At 64.8% G+C, this 18,568-nt stretch carries 16 protein-coding genes; 6 read left to right on the top strand and 10 right to left on the bottom strand.

Features of this window, described 5'->3' with window-relative positions:
• The first annotated feature begins 81 nt into the window (after positions 1–81).
• From trmA to ACVDHI_RS11935, 4 genes are all read left to right on the top strand, one after another.
• Positions 82–1,215 carry a tRNA (uridine(54)-C5)-methyltransferase TrmA gene (trmA, locus tag ACVDHI_RS11950; protein ID WP_041214233.1) on the top strand — a complete coding sequence of 378 codons (1,134 nt, stop codon included), beginning with the start codon at positions 82–84 and terminating at the stop codon, positions 1,213–1,215.
• Positions 1,216–1,480: 265 nt separating this feature from the next.
• A complete protein-coding gene (rstA, locus tag ACVDHI_RS11945) occupies positions 1,481–2,188 on the top strand; it encodes a two-component system response regulator RstA (protein WP_010676073.1) in 708 nt (235 codons plus the stop codon).
• A gap of 230 nt (positions 2,189–2,418) precedes the next feature.
• Positions 2,419–3,744 (top strand): two-component system sensor histidine kinase RstB, encoded by a 1,326-nt coding sequence (rstB, locus tag ACVDHI_RS11940; protein ID WP_447212119.1) that lies wholly within the window; start codon positions 2,419–2,421, stop codon positions 3,742–3,744.
• 54 nt (positions 3,745–3,798) lie between these two features.
• Entirely contained in the window at positions 3,799–3,981 is a 183-nt protein-coding gene (locus tag ACVDHI_RS11935) for a hypothetical protein (RefSeq protein ID WP_301479738.1), read from the top strand.
• 72 nt (positions 3,982–4,053) lie between these two features.
• Here the strand turns inward: ACVDHI_RS11935 and ACVDHI_RS11930 are convergent, their stop codons facing one another.
• From ACVDHI_RS11930 to rpmE, 3 genes are all read right to left on the bottom strand, one after another.
• On the bottom strand, positions 4,054–5,310 hold the full coding sequence (locus ACVDHI_RS11930; RefSeq protein WP_103260964.1) for a malic enzyme-like NAD(P)-binding protein: 1,257 nt from the start codon (positions 5,308–5,310) through the stop codon (positions 4,054–4,056).
• 179 nt (positions 5,311–5,489) lie between these two features.
• The gene (locus tag ACVDHI_RS11925; RefSeq protein ID WP_447212118.1) at positions 5,490–6,923 is read right to left on the bottom strand and encodes a DUF2867 domain-containing protein; all 1,434 of its coding nucleotides are present in this window, start codon (positions 6,921–6,923) and stop codon (positions 5,490–5,492) included.
• A gap of 116 nt (positions 6,924–7,039) precedes the next feature.
• Positions 7,040–7,255 carry a 50S ribosomal protein L31 gene (gene rpmE / locus ACVDHI_RS11920; RefSeq protein ID WP_010676078.1) on the bottom strand — a complete coding sequence of 72 codons (216 nt, stop codon included), beginning with the start codon at positions 7,253–7,255 and terminating at the stop codon, positions 7,040–7,042.
• A 147-nt stretch (positions 7,256–7,402) separates the two neighbouring features.
• On the opposite strand from rpmE, the gene priA reads away from it, so the two are divergent.
• The gene (gene priA / locus ACVDHI_RS11915; protein WP_447212117.1) at positions 7,403–9,610 is read left to right on the top strand and encodes a primosomal protein N'; all 2,208 of its coding nucleotides are present in this window, start codon (positions 7,403–7,405) and stop codon (positions 9,608–9,610) included.
• Here the strand turns inward: priA and ACVDHI_RS11910 are convergent.
• Positions 9,607–10,146, bottom strand: a complete 540-nt coding sequence (locus ACVDHI_RS11910) for a TetR/AcrR family transcriptional regulator (protein ID WP_042016434.1) — start codon at positions 10,144–10,146, stop codon at positions 9,607–9,609. The two genes, priA and ACVDHI_RS11910, sit on opposite strands and share 4 nt — an antisense overlap.
• An 87-nt stretch (positions 10,147–10,233) precedes the next feature.
• Between ACVDHI_RS11910 and ACVDHI_RS11905 the strand changes: the two genes are divergently transcribed.
• On the top strand, positions 10,234–10,692 hold the full coding sequence (locus tag ACVDHI_RS11905; RefSeq protein WP_419188813.1) for an HPP family protein: 459 nt from the start codon (positions 10,234–10,236) through the stop codon (positions 10,690–10,692).
• A gap of 52 nt (positions 10,693–10,744) precedes the next feature.
• On the opposite strand, the gene ompA is transcribed toward ACVDHI_RS11905, so the two are convergent.
• From ompA to ilvG, 6 genes are all read right to left on the bottom strand, one after another.
• Positions 10,745–11,875 carry a porin OmpA gene (gene ompA / locus ACVDHI_RS11900; protein ID WP_324021799.1) on the bottom strand — a complete coding sequence of 377 codons (1,131 nt, stop codon included), beginning with the start codon at positions 11,873–11,875 and terminating at the stop codon, positions 10,745–10,747.
• A gap of 248 nt (positions 11,876–12,123) precedes the next feature.
• Positions 12,124–13,656 carry a threonine ammonia-lyase, biosynthetic gene (gene ilvA / locus ACVDHI_RS11895; protein WP_041211987.1) on the bottom strand — a complete coding sequence of 511 codons (1,533 nt, stop codon included), beginning with the start codon at positions 13,654–13,656 and terminating at the stop codon, positions 12,124–12,126.
• A gap of 64 nt (positions 13,657–13,720) precedes the next feature.
• The gene (ilvD, locus tag ACVDHI_RS11890) at positions 13,721–15,562 is read right to left on the bottom strand and encodes a dihydroxy-acid dehydratase (RefSeq protein WP_041214229.1); all 1,842 of its coding nucleotides are present in this window, start codon (positions 15,560–15,562) and stop codon (positions 13,721–13,723) included.
• A gap of 146 nt (positions 15,563–15,708) precedes the next feature.
• Complete coding sequence (locus ACVDHI_RS11885; protein WP_039039680.1) at positions 15,709–16,653, bottom strand: branched-chain amino acid transaminase; 945 nt, start codon at positions 16,651–16,653, stop codon at positions 15,709–15,711.
• A gap of 12 nt (positions 16,654–16,665) precedes the next feature.
• A complete protein-coding gene (ilvM, locus tag ACVDHI_RS11880) occupies positions 16,666–16,923 on the bottom strand; it encodes an acetolactate synthase 2 small subunit (protein WP_010676086.1) in 258 nt (85 codons plus the stop codon).
• Positions 16,920–18,566 carry an acetolactate synthase 2 catalytic subunit gene (gene ilvG, locus ACVDHI_RS11875; protein WP_447212116.1) on the bottom strand — a complete coding sequence of 549 codons (1,647 nt, stop codon included), beginning with the start codon at positions 18,564–18,566 and terminating at the stop codon, positions 16,920–16,922. The genes ilvM and ilvG overlap by 4 nt, the downstream gene beginning before the upstream one ends.
• Positions 18,567–18,568 lie beyond the last annotated feature (2 nt).

Here is an 18,568-nt window from a genome sequence, read left to right as displayed (position 1 = left end):
CTTTTAAAATCCCCACCCTTTGGTTGGCTGCGGCCTTCCCCCGGTCTTTCCCCGGCTCAGCCCGGTGCATGCGAGGTATCCATGACTCAATCCCAGCCCTCTTCCGCCGACGCCCAGGGCAGACGGACTCCTGCCGACTACCAGGCCCAGCTCGACGAGAAGCGCGATCGCCTCACCCAGCTGTTCGCCCCCTTCAATCCGCCCGCGCTGGAGCTGCACGCCTCTCCCGCCCAGCACTACCGGATGCGCGCCGAGTTCCGCATCTGGCACGAGGGGGATGACCTCTTCCACTGCATGTATGCACCGGCCACCAAGGAGATTATCCGGGTCGACAGCTTCCCCACCGCCAGCCTGCTCATCAACCGGCTGATGCCGGTGCTGCTGGCCGGGCTGCGCCCGCACCCCGTGCTGCGCAAGAAGCTGTTCCAGATCGACTATCTCTCCACCCAGTCCGGCCAGATCTGCGTCAGCCTGCTCTACCACCGCAAGCTGGAAGCCGAGTGGCAGCAGGCCGCCGAGGCGCTGCAGGCCGACCTGCGTGCCAAGGGGTTCGAGCTGCAACTGATTGGCCGCGCCCACAAGCAGAAGATCTGTCTCGGGGATGACTTCGTCATCGAACGCCTGACCGTGCAGGGGCGCGAGCTGGTCTACAAGCAGGTGGAAAACAGCTTCACCCAGCCCAACGCCGCCATCAACGAACAGATGCTGGGCTGGGCCCTGGACGTGACCAAGGGGAGCGAGGGGGACCTGCTGGAGCTCTACTGCGGCAACGGCAACTTCTCCATCGCCCTGGCGCAGAACTTTCGCAAAGTGCTGGCCACCGAGATCGCCAAGCCGAGCGTGGACTCCGCCCAGTTCAACATCGCCGCCAACGGTGTCGACAACCTGATCATCCTGCGCATGTCGGCGGAGGAGTTCACCATGGCGATGCGCGGCGAGCGGGAGTTCAACCGCCTCAAGGGGGTCGATCTCGGCGCCTACCAGTGCAACACCATCTTCGTCGACCCGCCCCGGGCCGGTCTGGACGACGCCACCGTCAAGCTGGTGCAGGATTACGACAACATCCTCTACATCTCCTGCAACCCCGAGACCCTGCAGGCCAACATGGCCGTGCTCGGTGAAACCCACGAGATCGCCCGCTTCGCCCTGTTCGACCAGTTCCCCTGGACCCACCACATGGAAGCCGGGGTGTATCTGAAGCGCAAGGGCGGCTGATCCGGGCGGTTCCCCGGCTGCTCCATGGCAGCCGGAGCCGCTATGGCCACTGAAGGGCACGGATCCTGCCTCATCGCGCCGCCCCGACCCGCCACGGGACAAGTGGGGGCGGCCCGATACCAACCGATTCATCCTGCCCCCCCTTCTCCCCCGGGAGAAGGGGCAAAAACCCCCGCATTGATTAGTTATCCCGGTGCAGAGCGCGGACGCAGCCGTTATGCTGGCGACACGCCCACTCACGCCATGACCGGGGAATCACGCCACCATGCCACGCGTTCTGTTTGTTGAAGACGATCCCGAGATTGGCCAGCTCATCAGCAGCTGGCTCGGTCGCCACGACATCGAGGTGCTGCTGGAGACCCGGGGTGACCGGGCACTCGACAGGGCCCTGGCCGAGCAGCCGGATCTGGTGCTGCTCGACATCATGCTGCCGGGGCAGGATGGCCTCTCCCTGTGCCGGGATCTGCGCCCGCGCTTTGCCGGCCCCATCGTCATGCTCACTTCGCTCGACAGCGACATGAACCAGATCCTGAGCCTGGAGCTGGGGGCCAACGACTACATCCTCAAGACCACGCCCCCCCCGGTGCTGCTGGCCCGGCTGCGAGTCCAGTTTCGCCAGCAGGGGCAGAGCCAGCAGGCCGTGGTCCCCGCCGCCCCGCCCCAGCGCCTGCAGTTCGGCCGCCTCCAGATAGACGGCCCGGGTCGGGACGTGCGCCTCGATGGGGAGAGCATCCCCCTCTCCACCGCCGATTTCGACCTCCTGTGGGAGCTGGCCTGCCACGCCGGCCAGATCCTGGGGCGGGAGGCGCTGTTTCGCAGCCTGCGGGGGCGCGACTACGACGGCCAGGATCGCAGCATGGACGTGGCCATCTCCCGTCTGCGCCGCCGGCTCGGGGATGACAGCAACAACCCGACCCGCATCAAGACGGTGCGCCAAAAGGGTTATCTACTCGTACCCCAGGCCTGGGAATGAGCTGGTGTCTCACACGCCTGCACACCAGAAGCCAGGGATGACAGCAACAACTCGATCTGGATCAAGACGGTGCGCCAGAAAGGTTACCTGCTGGTGCCCCAGGCCTGGGAATAAGCCCCGCCGAATGACCTTGATGCTCTCAGCGCCCTTCTCCCCTTGCGGGAGAAGGGTTGGGGATGAGGGGCAACAAGGCAATGCCCAGACGCAATCCAGGCAAGAGGAGAGCCCCGATGCGACGCCTGTTTATCCAGTTCTATCTGCTGCTGATAGGCTGCTTCACCCTCGCCATTCTGCTCATCGGGCTGGTCTATCAGGTCAGTGCAGAGCGGGCGGGGGACCGTTATCTGGAGCGGATGATGCAAGGCTCCCTCGGCCTGCTCACTGGCGAGCTGGCCCGGCTGCCGCCGGAACACTGGGCCACCCGCACCGGCGAGCAGAGCCGCCAGCTCAATCTGCCGCTGCAGATCGGCGTCCTCGCCAACCAGCCCCTGGCCAGCGAGGATCAGGCCTTCCTCGAGGCGGGCAACATCGTCATCGTCGAAGAGGATGACACCTTCCTGCAGCGCATCCCGAACACCGACAAGGTGCTGATCGTCGGTCCCGTCCCCTACCTCTCCTACCTGCACGAGCTGCACTGGGTGGACGTGGGGCTGTTGCTGCTCATCGGCCTTTCCCTCGGCCTGCCCATCCTGCTCTGGCTGCGCCCCCACTGGCGCGGCCTGCAACAGCTCGAACAGACCGCCCGCCGGGTCGGCGACGGGGATCTCTCCTGTCGCACCGGTTTGCCGCCCGGCAGCAGCCTGGGCCGGGTCAGCCGCACCTTCGACCAGATGGCGGAGCAGTTGCAGGCCATGCTGGCCAGTCGCAAGCAGTTGACCGACGCCATCGCCCACGAGCTGCGCTCCCCCCTGGTGCGGCTGCGCTATCGCCTCGCCATGCTGGCCGAGCCTCCCTCACCCGAGGAGCAGCAGGGGCTGGAGCGGGACCTCGGCACCCTCGATGCCCTCATCGAGGAGATGCTCACCTATGCCAGGCTCGATCGCCCCGAACTGCCGCTGCAATGCAGCGATCTGGAGCTCGGCAGCTGGGCCGGCAGCCGCCTGGCCGACTGGCAGGCCCTGCGACCGGACAAGCGGCTCGACTTCGTGCGCCCGGCCATGGCTCTGCCCTGGCGCGGCGACCCCCGATTGCTGGACCGGGCGCTGGAAAACCTCATCGGCAACGCCCTGCGCCATGCCACCAGCCAGGCAAGCCTCTGCATAGCGCGACAGGGGGACGACTATCTGCTGGAGGTGGCCGACGATGGCCCCGGCATCGATCCCGCGCTGGCCCCGCAAATCTTCGAGCCCTTCGTGCGCCTGGATCAGAGCCGGGACAGACGCACCGGCGGCGCCGGGCTGGGGCTGGCCATCGTGCGCAGCATCGCCCGCCACCACGGCGGCGAGGTGCAACTGCTGCCAAGCAGCAGCGGTGCCCGTTTCTGCCTGACCCTGCCCGTACATTTGGATACAAACCGTCACCAGTCGCTCACTGAACCGCAGGTCGAACAACCCTAGGATGAAGTCATGGAGAAACGCTCCATGTCATCAAACCGAACGAGGAACTGGAATATGAACAAGCTGATCCCCCTGACTCTGGCCGCTGTCTTCGCCCTGACCTCCGGCTTCACCATGGCCGCCACCCCGTCCAAGGCCGCCGCTCCCCACGCCACCCAGACCAAGGTCGTGAAAAAGCATCACAAGGCTGCCCACGCCAAGGCGCCGGCCGTCAAGGTTGCCCCCAAGACCAAGTAAGCTGCCCGCTTCCGCCATGAAAAAGGGGCCCCCGACAGGGGGCCCCTTCTGTTTTTGCGCGCTTGCCGTGACTCAACCCAGCATGTAATCCGCCGGCAGTTCGATGCGGGCCACCCCGGAGGCAACCGCCGCCAGTGCCACGGCACGGGCAACCCGCGGCAGCAGGCGGGCGTCCATGGGCTTGGGAATGACGTAATCCTTGCCGAAGGCGAGTTCACTCACGCCAGCGGCGGTCAGCACCTCGGCGGGCACCGGCTCCTTGGCCAGAGCGCGGATCGCCTCCACTGCCGCGATCTTCATGGCATCGTTGATGCGGCTGGCACGGGCGTCGAGGGCGCCGCGGAAGATGAAGGGGAAGCAGAGCACGTTGTTGATCTGGTTCGGGTAGTCCGAGCGGCCGGTTCCCATGATGAGGTCACCGCGCACTCCGTGAGCCAGGGCAGGCTTGATCTCGGGGTCCGGGTTGGAGCAGGCGAAGATCACCGGGTTGGGGGCCATCAGGGCCACCGCCTCGGCGGGCAGTACGTCCGGGCCGGAGACGCCGACGAAGACGTCAGCCCCGTCGATGACATCCGTCAGGGTACGCAGGGGGGTGTCGTTGGCGAAACGCTGCTTGTACTGGTTGAGATCGGTGCGGCCGCTGTGGATCACACCCTGGCGGTCCAGCATGAAGATGTTGTGCGGCGCAGCCCCACACTTGATCAGCAGATCCATGCAGGCGGTGGCGGCGGCACCGGCGCCCATGCAGACGATGCGGCTGGTGCCAATCTCCTTGCCCTGCACTTCCAGCGCGTTGAGCAGGCCGGCGGCGGTGACGATGGCGGTACCGTGCTGGTCATCGTGGAACACCGGGATGTCGCAGCGGGCGATCAGCGCCTCTTCAATCTCGAAGCACTCGGGGGCCTTGATGTCTTCCAGGTTGATGCCGCCGAAGGTGTCGGCGATGGCGGCCACCGTATCGATGAACTGGGCGCTGGTCTCGTGCTTCACCTCGATGTCGATGGCGTCGATGCCGGCAAAGCGCTTGAACAGCAGGGCCTTGCCCTCCATCACCGGCTTGGAGGCCAGCGGGCCCAGATTGCCCAGCCCCAGGATGGCGGTGCCGTTGGAGATGACGGCCACCAGGTTGCCCTTGCCGGTGTAACGGTAGGCATCGGCCGGATTGGCGGCGATCTCGCGTACCGGTTCGGCTACGCCCGGGCTGTAGGCCAGCGCCAGATCGCGAGCGGTCTCGGCGGGCTTGGTGAGGGCGATGGCGATTTTGCCCGGAACGGGTTGGGCGTGGTAGTCGAGTGCCTGTTGGCGGAGATCGTGCTGCTGATCGGACATGGGGGACCCCGATACGGAAATGAATGAGTGATGCGTTGGCTCGCCAGCGGGCGAGGGCTGAGGATCATAAAGAAATCCCCCGCCCTTTCACAGCATAAAATATCGCTGGATAGCAATGACACGCTAGTCAGTAGCATGTCATGCCACCCATAATTACCCAATTAGTTATAGATTCGATTTCAATCCATGACTGGAATGCCGGCTTTTGCCTCTGCCTGCCGGGCGATGGCCTCCGTCATCCCCTGGAAGATGAAGAGGTGAAACGGCAGCATGGCAAGCCAGTAGGCCAGCCCCCAGGCCCCCTGCGGATGCCAGTGGGCCGTCACCCGCAGCCGGGTCAGGCCGGACTCCAAGGGCTGGATGTTGAACTCTAGCCGACCGACGCCGGGGGCCTTCATGTTGAACAGCAGATCCAGCCTGCGTCCTTCATCCACCCCGAGGATCTGCCAGGAGTCCAGCATGTCCCCCTTCACGAAGCGATCCGGGTTGGTACGTCCCCGGGTCCGGGCCGGGCCGCCGATCAGATGATCCATCCATTCGCGCACCACCCACAGCTCGTTCATGTAGAAGTAGCGCTGCTCACCCCCCAGCTGCTGCAACACCTGCCACACCACCTCGGGGGCGGCGAGGCAATCCGCCTCCCCGCTGGCGGTGCGGTCGTAGAAGCCATATTCGGGATGGCGCCAGCGCAGACCAAGGGGCGTCTCCTCCCCGTGCTGCTCGGCACCGAGCCTCTGCTCCAGCGCCAGGCTCTCCGCCAGCGCCTCGTCGAAGCTGAGCAGATGCTGGGGCAACAGGGCGCGCAAGGGGCCATCATCCGCCGGGATGTCGTGCTTGAGCCCCCCCACCAGCGCCTTGGCGATGGGTTGGGGAACCGAGGTGGCGAACTGCAGCCACCAGGCGGAGAGCCGGGGGCTCAAAAAGGGGATCGGAATGATGGGGCAGCGTTTGCCGATATGGGCGGCGAATTTCTGGAGCTGCTGCTGGTAGCTGAGCAGCTCGGGGCCCGCCGCGTTGAAGATCTGGCCTTCCACCCCGTCGGCTTCCACCAGCCCGCCCAGATAGTGCAAGAGGTTGGAGAGGGCAATGGGGGGCGTGCGGGAACGCACCCACTTGGGCGTCACCATCATGGGCAGGTTGTACACCAGATCCCGCATCACCTCGAACGCCGCCGAGCCGGGGCCTATGATGATGCCGGCACGCAGCTCTACCGTGGGCACCCCTGCGCTGCGAAACAGCTCGCCACAGTAGCGCCGGGAGTTGAGGTGGCGACTGTTGCAGGGCTCGGGCTGGATGGCGCCGAGATAGATGATGCGGCGCACCCCGGCGGCACGGGCGGCAGCGGCGAAGTTCTTCACTCCCTGCTGCTCCAGCCGGTGAAAACCGGCCCCCGCCCCCATGGCGTGTACCAGATAGAAGACGGTGTCGACCCCCGCCAGCGCAGGGGGCAGGGTGGCAGGCTTGAGGCTGTCGGCGAGGCAAAACGCCACCCCCTCCGGCAGACGGCAGGGACGACGGGCCCCGGCGATGACCCTGTACCCCAGACCCTGCAGATGAGGCACCAGGTAGGATCCTATGTACCCGGCAGCTCCCATCACCAGACATGTGCGCATCGGCTCTTCTCCCTTGGTTGAGCCAACACCATAGGGCAAAGCGGGGAATTACAGAATGGCGGCCAATAAAAAAGGCACCCGATGGGCGCCTTTTTCAGAATTCTTCAGAAGCAAGATTACTTCTTGGAGGTCAAGCCACCGAAACGCTTGTTGAACTTGTCTACGCGGCCGCCGCTAGAAACTTCTTTCTGCTTGCCGGTGTAGAACGGGTGGCACTCGGAGCACACGTCCAGATTCAGATCTTTACCGATGGTAGAGAAGGTGTTGATGACGTTACCGCAAGAGCACTTGGCGGTGATGGCTACGTAGTCAGGATGGATACCAGCTTTCATGGACAACCTCAATTATCAGGCCGTGTCGCCATCCGATCTCTTGTCGGACACCACACGATTGTTGAACACAGTTTCAAAGGCTGCGAATAATATAGGAAACGCCTGAGATCAGGCAAGTGGCTTCGCAGAAAAAATAGGCAACCCCTGGTGAATTCTTCCCAAACGCTGGATCTGGTTCGTGTGGCTGTGCCGGTGCCGTTACGCCGTCATTTCGACTATCTCTCTCCCCTGCCCTTGCCTGCCCCCGGTTGCCGGGTCGAGATCCCGTTCGGCCCGCAGACCCTGGTTGGTCTGGTGGTGGATCACCCGACCGAGAGCCAGGTCCCCCGCAACAAATTAAAGCCCTTGAAGAGGGTGCTCGACAGCGCCCCCGTGCTGGGGCCCGACATTCTGGCGCTGATGGCCTGGAGCGCCGGTTACTACCAGCACCCGCTGGGGGAGGTACTGCCCCACGCCCTGCCGGTGCTGGTGCGCAAGGGGGAGCCCGCCGCCTATCGGGAGCTGGAGTTCTGGTTTGCCACCGAGGCCGGCATGGCCATCGACCTCAACGAGCTCAAGCGGGCGGCCAAGCAGCAGCAGGCCCTCGCCCTGCTGCGCAAGGGGCCGCAGACCCCCTCCGCCCTCAAACAGGAGGAGATCCAGAGCGCAGCCCTCACCGCGCTGGAGAAGAAGGGACTGCTGGAGAAGCGCTCGCTGGAGCCTAGCCATGATGGCGACTGGGCCACCCGCTTCGAGCCGGGTGAGGGGCTGCGCCTCAACGGCGAGCAGGCGCTGGCGGTGGCCGCCGTCACCAGCCAGAGCAACAAGTTCGGTGCCTTCCTGCTGGACGGCATCACGGGCTCCGGCAAGACCGAGGTTTACCTCAGCATCCTCGAGCCCCTGCTCAAGGCGGGCAAGCAGGCGCTGGTGATGGTGCCGGAAATCGGCCTCACCCCCCAGACCATCAACCGCTTTCGCCGCCGCTTCAACGTGCCCGTGGTGGCAATGAACTCCGCCATGAACGACAGGGAGCGGCTCGATGCCTGGCTCGCCTGCCGCGACGGCGGTGCCGCCATCCTGATCGGCACCCGATCCGCGGTGTTCACGCCGTTCAAGGACCTCGGCATCATCATCATCGACGAGGAGCACGACGGCTCCTTCAAGCAACAGGACGGCTTTCGCTACCACGCGCGGGATCTGGCGGTGATGCGGGCCCATCGCGCCGGCATTCCCATCCTGCTTGGATCTGCCACCCCGTCGCTGGAGACATTGCACAACGCCCGCAGCGGCAAGTATCACCACCTCAGCCTGACCCGGCGCGCCGGCAACGCCCAGACCGCTCGCCAGGTGATCCTGGATATCAAGAACGTGCGGCTGCAGGCCGGGCTCTCCCCCCAGCTGGAGCAGCTGATGGCCGAGCACCTGGCGGCGGGCAACCAGGTGATGCTGTTTCTCAACCGCCGGGGCTATGCGCCGGCACTCATCTGCCACCAGTGCGGCTGGAGTGCCGCCTGCGAGCGCTGTGACGCCTGGTACACCTGGCACCAGGCCGGTCGGCGGCTGCACTGCCACCACTGCGACAGCGTGCGCCCGCTGCCCCACCACTGTCCCGAGTGTGGCAGCAACGAGCTCATCGGCTCCGGGGTCGGCACCGAGCAGCTGGAGCAGCTGCTCGGCACCGTGTTCCCCCAATATCCGGTAGTGCGCATCGACCGGGACAACACCCGCCGCAAGGGAGAGCTCGAAACCCACCTCGGCGACATCAAGGCGGGCAAGTACAAGATTCTGATCGGCACCCAGATGCTGGCCAAGGGCCACCACTTCCCGGACGTGACGCTAGTGGGCCTGCTGGATGTGGATGGCGCCCTGTTCAGCGCCGATTTTCGCGCCGCCGAGAAGCTGGCCCAGCTCTACACCCAGGTGGCGGGCCGGGCTGGTCGCGCCAGCAAACCGGGGCTGGTGGTGCTGCAGAGCCACCATCCCGAGCATGCCCTGCTGCAGGATCTGACCCAGAACGGCTATGGCCACTTCGCCGACACGGCGCTGAAAGAGCGCCGCCTGCTGGGGCTGCCACCGTTCAGCTATCAGGGGCTGTTCCGGGCCGAGGCCAACGGCCGCGACGAGGTACAGCTGTTCCTCAGTCGTCTCGCCGATACCCTGCGCAGCGCCCGCTATCCCCAGGTGCAGGTGCTAGGGCCCATCAGCGGCTTCATGGAGCGCAAGGCGGGCAAGTTTCGCATGCAGTTGCTGGTGCAGGGGCCCAACCGAGCACTGCTGGCCCAGTTGCTCGACTGGGCGGTGAAGGAGCTGGAGGGGTGGCCCGAGAGCAAGCGGGTGCGCTGGAGCCTGGATATCGACCCCACGGAACTGAACTAGCGCGGCTCTGCCAGCACGGCCTCCGCCAACACCCTGGCCTGTTCCAGAGCCAGAGGCTGCTGATAGCTGTGGGCCATCACCACGGCCCCTTCCAGCAGCAGGCATAACCCGGTGGCCTGCACCTCGGTGCATTCGAGGGCCTCCCTGACCCAGTTCAGCAACGCACGCTTGTGGGCCACCACCAGCTTGCGCACCGGGTGGCGAGGATCGGAGAACTCGGCGCTCGCGTTGATGAAGTTGCAGCCGTAGAAGTCGCTGCGGCCAAACCAGTCCGCAAAGCCATCGAGCAGCGCCAGCAACCTGGCCTCCCGCCCCGACACCCCATCCATCCTGGCATCGAGCAGGGTAAAGAACTCCGCATCCCGTGCCATCAGCACGGCTTCGATCAAGGCATCCTTGGTGGGGAAATGGCGATAGAGGGTACGTTTGGTACTGCCCGCCTCGGCCCAGATGCGATCGATGCCGGTGGCGTGAAAGCCGTGACGATTGAACAGCCGATAGGCTGTCGTCATCAGCTGTTGCCGTTTGTCGCTCATGGTGACTTTCCTCTTGAAGTACACCGATCTGTCTACCTAATGTCGCAGGCTGGATCAAGTGATCCGGCACAGACAAGGAGACAGGAGATGGAAACAAGACGATGGCGAAGTGCCTGGCTGGCAGGGCTCGGTGCCTGCCTGGCCATAATGTTGCTCGGCTGGCTGGACATGAGCTGGCAGTCGACCCTGTTGATGGCACCGTTCGGGGCAAGCTGTGTGCTGCTCTTCTCACTGCCGGACAGTCCGCTGGCCCGTCCGCAGAACGTGCTGGGAGGCCACCTGTTATCGGCCACCGTGGGGTTGGTGGTGCAATTGCTCCCGCTACCGATGGAACTCAAGCTGGCGCTGGGTGTGGGCCTGTCCATTGCACTCATGCAGGGACTGGGGCTGATCCACCCACCCGCCGGAGCCAATCCACTGTTGATCCTGCTCACCACCCAGTCCTGGCCTTTCCTCTGGCAAACAGTGCTGCCCGGCGCCTTGCTGCTGATCATGGTGAGTCATTGCGCCAAGCGGCTGCAAACGTCACGGCTCACACCCACATAAACAACGAGGGGGCCAAGGCCCCCTCGTTGTTTAATAGCAAGGCAAAGATGGCTTATTCGGCAACCTGGGAGACCCCGGTCAGGCGTACCTCGACCCGGCGATCCGGGGCCAGACAGGCGATCATCTGCGCCTTGGCGCCATCCGGGCAGCTGCCCCCGGTCACGGGCGAAGACTCTCCCCGCCCTTCGGCACGCACCTTGTCGGCAAACAATCCCTTGGCGATGAGATAATCCGCCACCGTGCGGGCACGCTGTTCGGAGAGGGACTGGTTGTAGGCCTCCGAGCCGATGCGGTCGGTATGACCGATCACCGTCGCCACCCCGTCTTTCGGATTGGCCGCCAGGATCTGGGCAAACAGGTTGTCGAGGGCCTGACTGGCGGCTGGCTTCAGGGTCGCCTTGTTGAACTCGAACAGCACATCGGAATCCAGGCTGAACTGCTTCTCCACCAGCACGGGGGCCGGGGCGGACGCAGGTTCGGGCGCAGGCGTTGGTGCCACCGGCTCGTCGCCGATCTGGCCGAAGCGATAGAGCATGCCGACCGACAGCAGGCCGTTGTCCATCTCGATGCCTGACTCGTCGAGGGAAGTCTTGCCAAGGGGGGTGGTGTACTGGTATTCGAGGCGGGCGGCCCAATCCTTGTCGATGGCGTATTCGACCCCCAGCGCCCCGACAAAGGCGGCACCATGATATTTGTTGCCCTCATGGGATTCGGAGAGGCTGCTGGTGCCATCGCTGGCCCTGACGTTGAGTGAGCTTTCGGTCCAGGCATAGGCCCCCCCGAGACGGCCGTAGATATCCAGTGCCGAGGTTGCAGGCAGGATGATCTTCATGGTGGCCTGCACCATCTGGGCCTTGGCCTCGCCATCGAGTGCGAAATCAACCCCGTTGCCCGAGTAGTGCTTGTCCACCTGATACTTGCCGAGCCAGTCATAGCCGAGCTCAACCGCCACGTTTCTGTTCACCTGATAACCGGCAAACAGCCCCAGACCGAGATCATCGCTGTTCTCGTTCACCTTGGTCGCATCAAACAGCTCTTCGACCTGAGCGTTGTAATCCACCCCGTAATAATTTGACCAGCCGGCCTTGCCGCCGACATACCAGGTGTTGTCCTGGGCGGCAGCCTGCACCGTCCCTGTTGCCATCAAAGCGCCGATCAGGACGGCGAGCATAGATCTGTTCATGGATGAGCCCCTGCAATGAATTGTTATGACGCGGCTGCGTCTCTCTTCCCTGACGGGGCCCTGAACCCAAGCCCCGCATTCAGATTATCCCATCTGCAACCAGCCTCAAACGACCAGGGACTCAGGAGTGTGATATTGGCGACATTATCGGCCACCGTGCCCCCAATCATGGGGGCCGGCGCGTTGCCCATAAAAAAACGAAGAGCCGGGCTCTTCGTTTTTCATCTGGCAAGGGGATGGCTCCCCGCTCACTGACTGCCCTGGCTCGCCAGGAACAGGCGGTAGGCGGGATCCTCGCTCACCTCTTTCCAGCCGTAGCCAATCTCGTGCAGGTAGTCGTGGAAAGCGGCCACGTCCTCGTCCGGCAGCTCGAAGGCACAGAGCACCCGTCCATAGTCGGCGCCGTGGTTGCGGTAGTGGAACAGGCTGATGTTCCAGCGACAGCCCAGGGTCTCCAGGAAGCGCATCAGGGCCCCCGGCTGCTCCGGAAACTTGAAGCTGTAGAGGCGTTCACCGAGGGGCCGGGCCGGGCGGCCGCCAATCATGTAACGCACGTGGTTCTTGGCCAGCTCGCTCTCGGTCATGTTGACCACCGGATAGCCGTTGCCGCCGAGCTGATCGATGATCTGGCCCAGCTCCTCGTCACCGCCGGTGAGACGCACCGAAACGAACAGTGACGCCTGCTCCGCGTCCGCATAGCGATAGTTGAACTCGGTCACCATGCGCGGCCCCAGCTGACGGCAGAAGTCGAGGAAGGCCCCCTTGCGCTCGGGGATGGTCACCGCCAGCATGCCCTCGCGCTTCTCGCCGATCTCGCAGCGCTCCGACACGTAGCGCAGGCTGTGGAAGTTGACGTTGGCGCCGGACAAAATGGCCGCCATCCGCCCCCCTTTCACCTGCTCTCGCTCGCTGTAGGCCTTGAGGCCCGCCAGGGACAAGGCCCCTGACGGCTCGGCGATGGCGCGGCAGTCGTCGAAGATGTCTTTGAGCGCGGCGCAGATCTGGTCATTGGAGACGGTCACCACCTCGTCCAGATACTGGTTGCACAGCCGGAAGGTCTCCTCACCGATGCGCTTGACCGCCACCCCGTCCGCAAACAGGGAGACCCGCTCCAGATTGACCGGCTCGCCGGCCGCCAGCGCCGCCTTGAGGCAGGCGGACCCCTCCGCCTCCACCCCGATCACCTTCACATCCGGCAGCAGCTGCTTGATGTAGACCGCCACCCCGGCGGCCAGGCCGCCGCCGCCCACCGGCACGAAGACGTGGGTGAGGTGGGTATCCTGCTCCAGCAGCTCCTTGCCGATGGTGCCCTGCCCGGCGATCACCTCGACGTCGTCAAACGGCGGGATCAGGGTGTAGCCCTCCAACTCGGCGAGGCGGCGGCTCTCGCCGTAGGCCTCATCGAAGCTGTTGCCAAACAGCATGACGTTGCCGCCCTGACGGCGCACCGCGTCGATCTTGATGTCCGGCGTGGTCTTGGGCATCACGATGATCGCCTTGATGCCGAGCTTGGCGGCCGACAGGGCGACCCCCTGGGCGTGGTTGCCGGCAGAGGCGGCGATGACGCCGCGTTCTTTCTGCTCCTGGGTCAGGGTGGCGATCTTGTGGTAGGCGCCGCGCAGCTTGAAGGAGTGAACCGGTTGCAGATCCTCCCGCTTCAGGCTGACGTGATTGCCGAGCCGCTCGGAGAGTTTCTTCAGGGTTTGCAAGGGGGTGACCCGCGCCGCCTCGTAGACGGGGGAGAGCAGCACCTTTCGTAGATAATCCGCCGCAGAGACCATGGTTTATACCCCCGTCTCGTGGCGAAGGGCGCGCAATGCGCCCATATCATGACAGTTCATTCTCTCACTCCCCCAGCAGGGTGCGATCGCGCACCGCGCCCTTGTCGGCGCTGGTGGCGAACATGGCGTAGGCGCGCAGGGCAAAGGAGACCTCGCGCTGACGATCGACCGGCTTCCAGCCACGGGCAGAGACGGCGGCGCGACGGGTGGCCAGCACGCTGTCGGCCACCTCCAGCACCATGCTGCGGGCCGGGATGTCGATGTTGATGATGTCGCCATCCTCTACCAGACCGATAGTGCCGCCAGAGGCCGCCTCCGGGGAGACATGACCGATGGAGAGACCCGAGGTACCGCCGGAGAAGCGACCGTCGGTGATGAGGGCGCATGCCTTGCCGAGTCCCATGGACTTAAGATAGGTGGTGGGATAGAGCATCTCCTGCATGCCGGGGCCCCCTTTCGGGCCCTCGTAGCGGATCACCACCACTTCACCGGCTTTCACCGTGCCGTCCAGAATGCCGCTCACCGCGCTCTCCTGGCTCTCGAATACCCGGGCCGGGCCGCGGAAGGTGAGGTTCTCCTCGTCCACCCCGGCGGTCTTGACGATGGCCCCGTTGAGGGCGAGGTTGCCAGCGAGGACCGCCAGGCCACCTTCCTGGCTGTAGGCGTGATCGAAGGAGCGGATGCACCCCTCGGCGCGGTCCAGATCCAGCTCGGGCCAGCGGCAATCCTGACTGAACGCCTTGGTGGTACGGATGCCGGCAGGGCCTGCACGGTAGAAGTCGTGAACCCCCTTGTCATGGCTGCGGCTGACGTCATATTCGGCCAGCAGCTCCACCAAGGAGGTGCCCAGCACATTGCGGGTATCCCCGTGCACCAGGCCCGCTTTTTCCAGCTGACCCAGGATAGCGACCACGCCGCCGGCGCGGTGCACGTCTTCCATGTGGTACTTCTGGGTGGAGGGCGCCACCTTGCAGAGCTGGGGCACCTTGCGGGACATGCGGTCGATGTCGGCCATGGTGAAGTCGACACCCGCCTCCTGGGCTGCCGCCAGCAGGTGCAGCACGGTGTTGGTGGAGCCGCCCATGGCGATGTCGAGCGCCATGGCGTTCTCGAACGCCGCCTTGGTGGCGATGTTGCGCGGCAGTGCCGAGGCATCGTCCTGCTCATACCAGCGCTTGGCCAGAGTGACGATACGCTGGCCCGCCAGCTTGAACAGCTGCTCGCGGTCGCTGTGGGTTGCCAGCAGGGAGCCGTTGCCCGGCTGGGAGAGACCCAGTGCCTCGGTCAGGCAGTTCATGGAGTTGGCGGTGAACATGCCGGAGCAGGAGCCGCAGGTGGGGCAGGCGCTGCGCTCGATCTGATCGCTCTGTGCATCGGAGACCTTGGGGTCGGCACCCTGGATCATGGCGTCCACCAGATCCAACTTGATGATCTGGTCGGAGAGCTTGGTCTTGCCCGCTTCCATGGGGCCGCCGGAGACAAAAATGACCGGGATATTGATGCGCAGGGCAGCCATCAGCATCCCCGGGGTGATCTTGTCGCAGTTGGAGATGCAGACCATGGCGTCGGCGCAGTGGGCGTTGACCATGTACTCCACCGAGTCGGCGATGAGTTCGCGGGACGGCAGGGAATAGAGCATGCCACCGTGGCCCATGGCGATGCCGTCATCCACGGCGATGGTGTTGAACTCCTTCGCGACCCCGCCAGCCGCCTCGATTTCGCGGGCGACCAGCTGGCCCAGATCCTTGAGGTGGACGTGGCCCGGCACGAACTGGGTGAAAGAGTTGACCACGGCGATGATGGGCTTGCCGAAATCCTGATCGGTCATGCCGGTGGCACGCCAGAGGGCGCGGGCCCCGGCCATGTTACGTCCGTGGGTGGTGGTGGCGGATCTCAACTTCGGCATTGTCTCTACTCCCTGAATGCCCCTGGGGCGCATTGTCTTTCAACATGAATGTGTGATTCGCGGATCGGGAATCGATCCTGGTGAAGGCACCTCGGGGAGCCTTCACCGGAAGCGACTCGGGGAGGCGTGACGCCTCCCCGCTATCATCAGTCGTTGACCGGCGTCAGCCAGCCCCACTTGTCTTCGGTCTTGCCGTTGAACAGGCCGAAGAAGGCGTTCTGCAACTGCTCGGTCACCGGGCCACGGCAACCGGCGCCCACCTTCATCCGATCCACCGAGCGCACCGGGGTCACCTCGGCGGCGGTGCCGGTCATGAAGATTTCGTCTGCGACGTACAGCGCTTCACGGGGCAGCGCCTGCTCGCGTACCTCGTAACCCAAGTCGCGCGCCAGCGTCATGATGGTGTCGCGGGTGATGCCGGGCAGGATGGCGGCGGTGGCGGGCGGGGTGAACAGCACGCCGTTCTTCACCAGAAACAGGTTCTCCCCCGCCCCTTCGCTCAGATAGCCGTTCACATCCAGCGCCAGCCCCTCGGCGAAGCCGTTGCGCTTGGCCTCGCGGCTGATGAGCTGGGAAGAGAGATAGTTGCCCCCCGCCTTGGCACCGGTCGGGATGGTGTTGGGAGCGAGCCGGTTCCAGGAGGTGACGCACACATCCACCCCGTTTTTCAGCCCCTCTTCTCCGAGGTAGGCGCCCCAGGGCAGGGCCGCGACCATGAGGTCGGCCTTGGCATCCAGCGGCGGATGCAGCCCCAGCCCCACGTTGCCGACAAAGGCCAGCGGGCGCAGGTAGCCGCTTTTCAGGCCGTTCTCGCGCACCACGGTGCGGCAGGCTTCATTCACTTCGGACTCGCTGTAGGGGACGTCCATCCAGTAGATCTTGGCGGAGTCGAACAGGCGGCGGGTGTGCTCCTGCAGGCGGAAGATGCAGGTCCCCTTGGGAGTGTCATAGGCCCGCACCCCCTCGAACACCGAGGATCCGTAGTGCAGGGCATGGCTCATGACATGCACCTGGGCATCCTGCCAGGGGACCAGCTTGCCGTTGAACCAGATGTATTGGGGGTGTGCGGCGGATTGGGAAGGCTGTGACATCGGCTTGGCTCCTTAAGCTCTGATCCGGGGTTGCTGTTCCAGTGCATCGACCCGGGAGACATCCACCAGCTTCACCAGCTGGCTCCACAACTGCTGGATGGGACGTACCGATTCGACAGTAACCGTGATCCGCAGCTGTTGGCAATCCTGCTCCATGTTGAGGGCGCAGAGATTGAAACCGCGGTGACGGACCACCCGCAGCACCCGTTCCATCACTTCGGGTCTGGGTTGGGCATGGATTTCCAGGGTGCTGGTATTGAGCTGGTTCATGGGCGTTGCTCCATCATCTTGTGGTTGGCGACTCCTGGCGGCACCAGGGGCCAGACATTTTCTTCCTCTGAAATAGCCACATGCAGCAGATAGGCACTCTCGCTCGCCAGCAGGCGATCCAGTGCCGGACCTATCTCTTCCTTGCATGTGATGGTCTCGCCGGGGATGCCGAAGGCGGCAGCCAGGGCGACGAAATCGGGGTTGTCGGACAGATTGGTCTCGCTGTAGCGACCGTCGAAGAACAGCTCCTGCCATTGGCGCACCATGCCGAGGCGCTGGTTGTCCAGCAGCACCATCTTCACCTTGAGCTGGGCCCGGCGGATGGTGCCGAGCTCCTGCACGTTCATCATGAAGGAGCCGTCACCGCTCACCAGCACCACCTCGTCATCGGGGCGCGACATCTTGGCGCCGATGGCGGCGGGCAGGCCGAAGCCCATGGTGCCGAGACCGGCACTGGACAGGTGGTTGCGCGGGCTGGTGAAGCGCATGTGCTGGGCCACCCACATCTGGTGCTGACCCACGTCGCAGGCGACCACGCTGGTCTCCGGCAGCCGGCTTGAAAGCTCTTTGAGCAGGGCCGGGGCGTAGATGGCCTGACCCGGATGGTCGTAACGGAAGGCGTACTCGCGGGCCATGGTGGTGCAGTGCTCGCGCCAGGGCTCGATGGCCAGGGTCATGGCCAGGGCCGGCAGCACCCGCTTGAGATCCGTGGTGATGCCCACCTCGGCGGCGCGGCGCTTGCCAAACTCGGCGGCGTCCACGTCCAGATGGATCACCTTCGCCTCGGGGGCAAACTCCTCCAGCTTGCCGGTCACCCGATCATCGAAACGAGCGCCCACCACCACCAGCAGGTCGCACTGCTGCACCGCCAGGTTGGCGGCCTTGGTGCCGTGCATGCCGAGCATGCCGAGGTAGACGGGGCTGTCGGGGTCGAGTGCACCTATCCCCTTGAGGGTGGTGACCGCCGGCATGCCGGTCGCGGCGGCAAAGTCGCGCAGCTGCTGCTCGGCATTGGCCATGCCCACCCCGCCACCGACGTAGAGCACCGGACGCTCGGCAGCGGCCAGCAGGGTACGGGCGACCATCAGCTCGGCCGGGTTGAGGGGCTCGGGATCCTCCACCGCAAACAGCGGGCTCTGGGCCGGCACCGCGGCCAGCTGCACATCCTTGGGCAGATCGATCAGCACGGGGCCGGGGCGCCCTTCGCTGGCAATGGCGAAGGCTTCGGCAATCACCCGTCCCAGATCCGCCGGGTCCGTCACCATGAAGGAGTGCTTGGTGCAGGAAAGGGACATGCCGAGCACGTCCACTTCCTGAAAGGCATCGGTACCGACGGCGGCGCAGGGCACCTGGCCGCTGATGGCCACCAGCGGTACAGAGTCGAGCAGTGCCTCCGCGAGGCCGGTGACCAGATTGGTGGCGCCGGGGCCAGAGGTGGCGATGCAGACCCCCACCTGACCGGAAGCGCGGGCATAACCCACCGCGGCCATGGCGGCCCCCTGCTCGTGGCGGCAGAGCTGATGGGCCAGGCCACCGTCATACAGGGCGTCGTAGACCGGCATGATGGCCCCGCCCGGGTAACCAAACACCTGGGTCACACCCTGTTTCTTGAGAGCCTGTACCAAAAACTGCGCGCCGTTCATGT

Source organism: Aeromonas sp. 25-248, assembly GCF_053005425.1.
Note: the sequence above shows the minus strand (reverse complement) of the source record. Positions and strands in the feature narration are given on the sequence as shown.

Coding starts and splice junctions, on each gene's coding strand:
- ilvD (WP_041214229.1), bottom strand. CDS start 15,562: ATGCCGAAGTTGAGATCCGCCACCACCACCCACGGACGTAACATGGCC.
- ACVDHI_RS11905 (WP_419188813.1), top strand. CDS start 10,234: ATGGAAACAAGACGATGGCGAAGTGCCTGGCTGGCAGGGCTCGGTGCC.
- ilvA (WP_041211987.1), bottom strand. CDS start 13,656: ATGGTCTCTGCGGCGGATTATCTACGAAAGGTGCTGCTCTCCCCCGTC.
- ilvG (WP_447212116.1), bottom strand. CDS start 18,566: ATGAACGGCGCGCAGTTTTTGGTACAGGCTCTCAAGAAACAGGGTGTG.
- ilvM (WP_010676086.1), bottom strand. CDS start 16,923: ATGAACCAGCTCAATACCAGCACCCTGGAAATCCATGCCCAACCCAGA.
- ACVDHI_RS11930 (WP_103260964.1), bottom strand. CDS start 5,310: ATGTCCGATCAGCAGCACGATCTCCGCCAACAGGCACTCGACTACCAC.
- ACVDHI_RS11925 (WP_447212118.1), bottom strand. CDS start 6,923: ATGCGCACATGTCTGGTGATGGGAGCTGCCGGGTACATAGGATCCTAC.
- ompA (WP_324021799.1), bottom strand. CDS start 11,875: ATGAACAGATCTATGCTCGCCGTCCTGATCGGCGCTTTGATGGCAACA.
- rstB (WP_447212119.1), top strand. CDS start 2,419: ATGCGACGCCTGTTTATCCAGTTCTATCTGCTGCTGATAGGCTGCTTC.
- ACVDHI_RS11910 (WP_042016434.1), bottom strand. CDS start 10,146: ATGAGCGACAAACGGCAACAGCTGATGACGACAGCCTATCGGCTGTTC.
- rpmE (WP_010676078.1), bottom strand. CDS start 7,255: ATGAAAGCTGGTATCCATCCTGACTACGTAGCCATCACCGCCAAGTGC.
- ACVDHI_RS11885 (WP_039039680.1), bottom strand. CDS start 16,653: ATGTCACAGCCTTCCCAATCCGCCGCACACCCCCAATACATCTGGTTC.
- ACVDHI_RS11935 (WP_301479738.1), top strand. CDS start 3,799: ATGAACAAGCTGATCCCCCTGACTCTGGCCGCTGTCTTCGCCCTGACC.
- rstA (WP_010676073.1), top strand. CDS start 1,481: ATGCCACGCGTTCTGTTTGTTGAAGACGATCCCGAGATTGGCCAGCTC.
- trmA (WP_041214233.1), top strand. CDS start 82: ATGACTCAATCCCAGCCCTCTTCCGCCGACGCCCAGGGCAGACGGACT.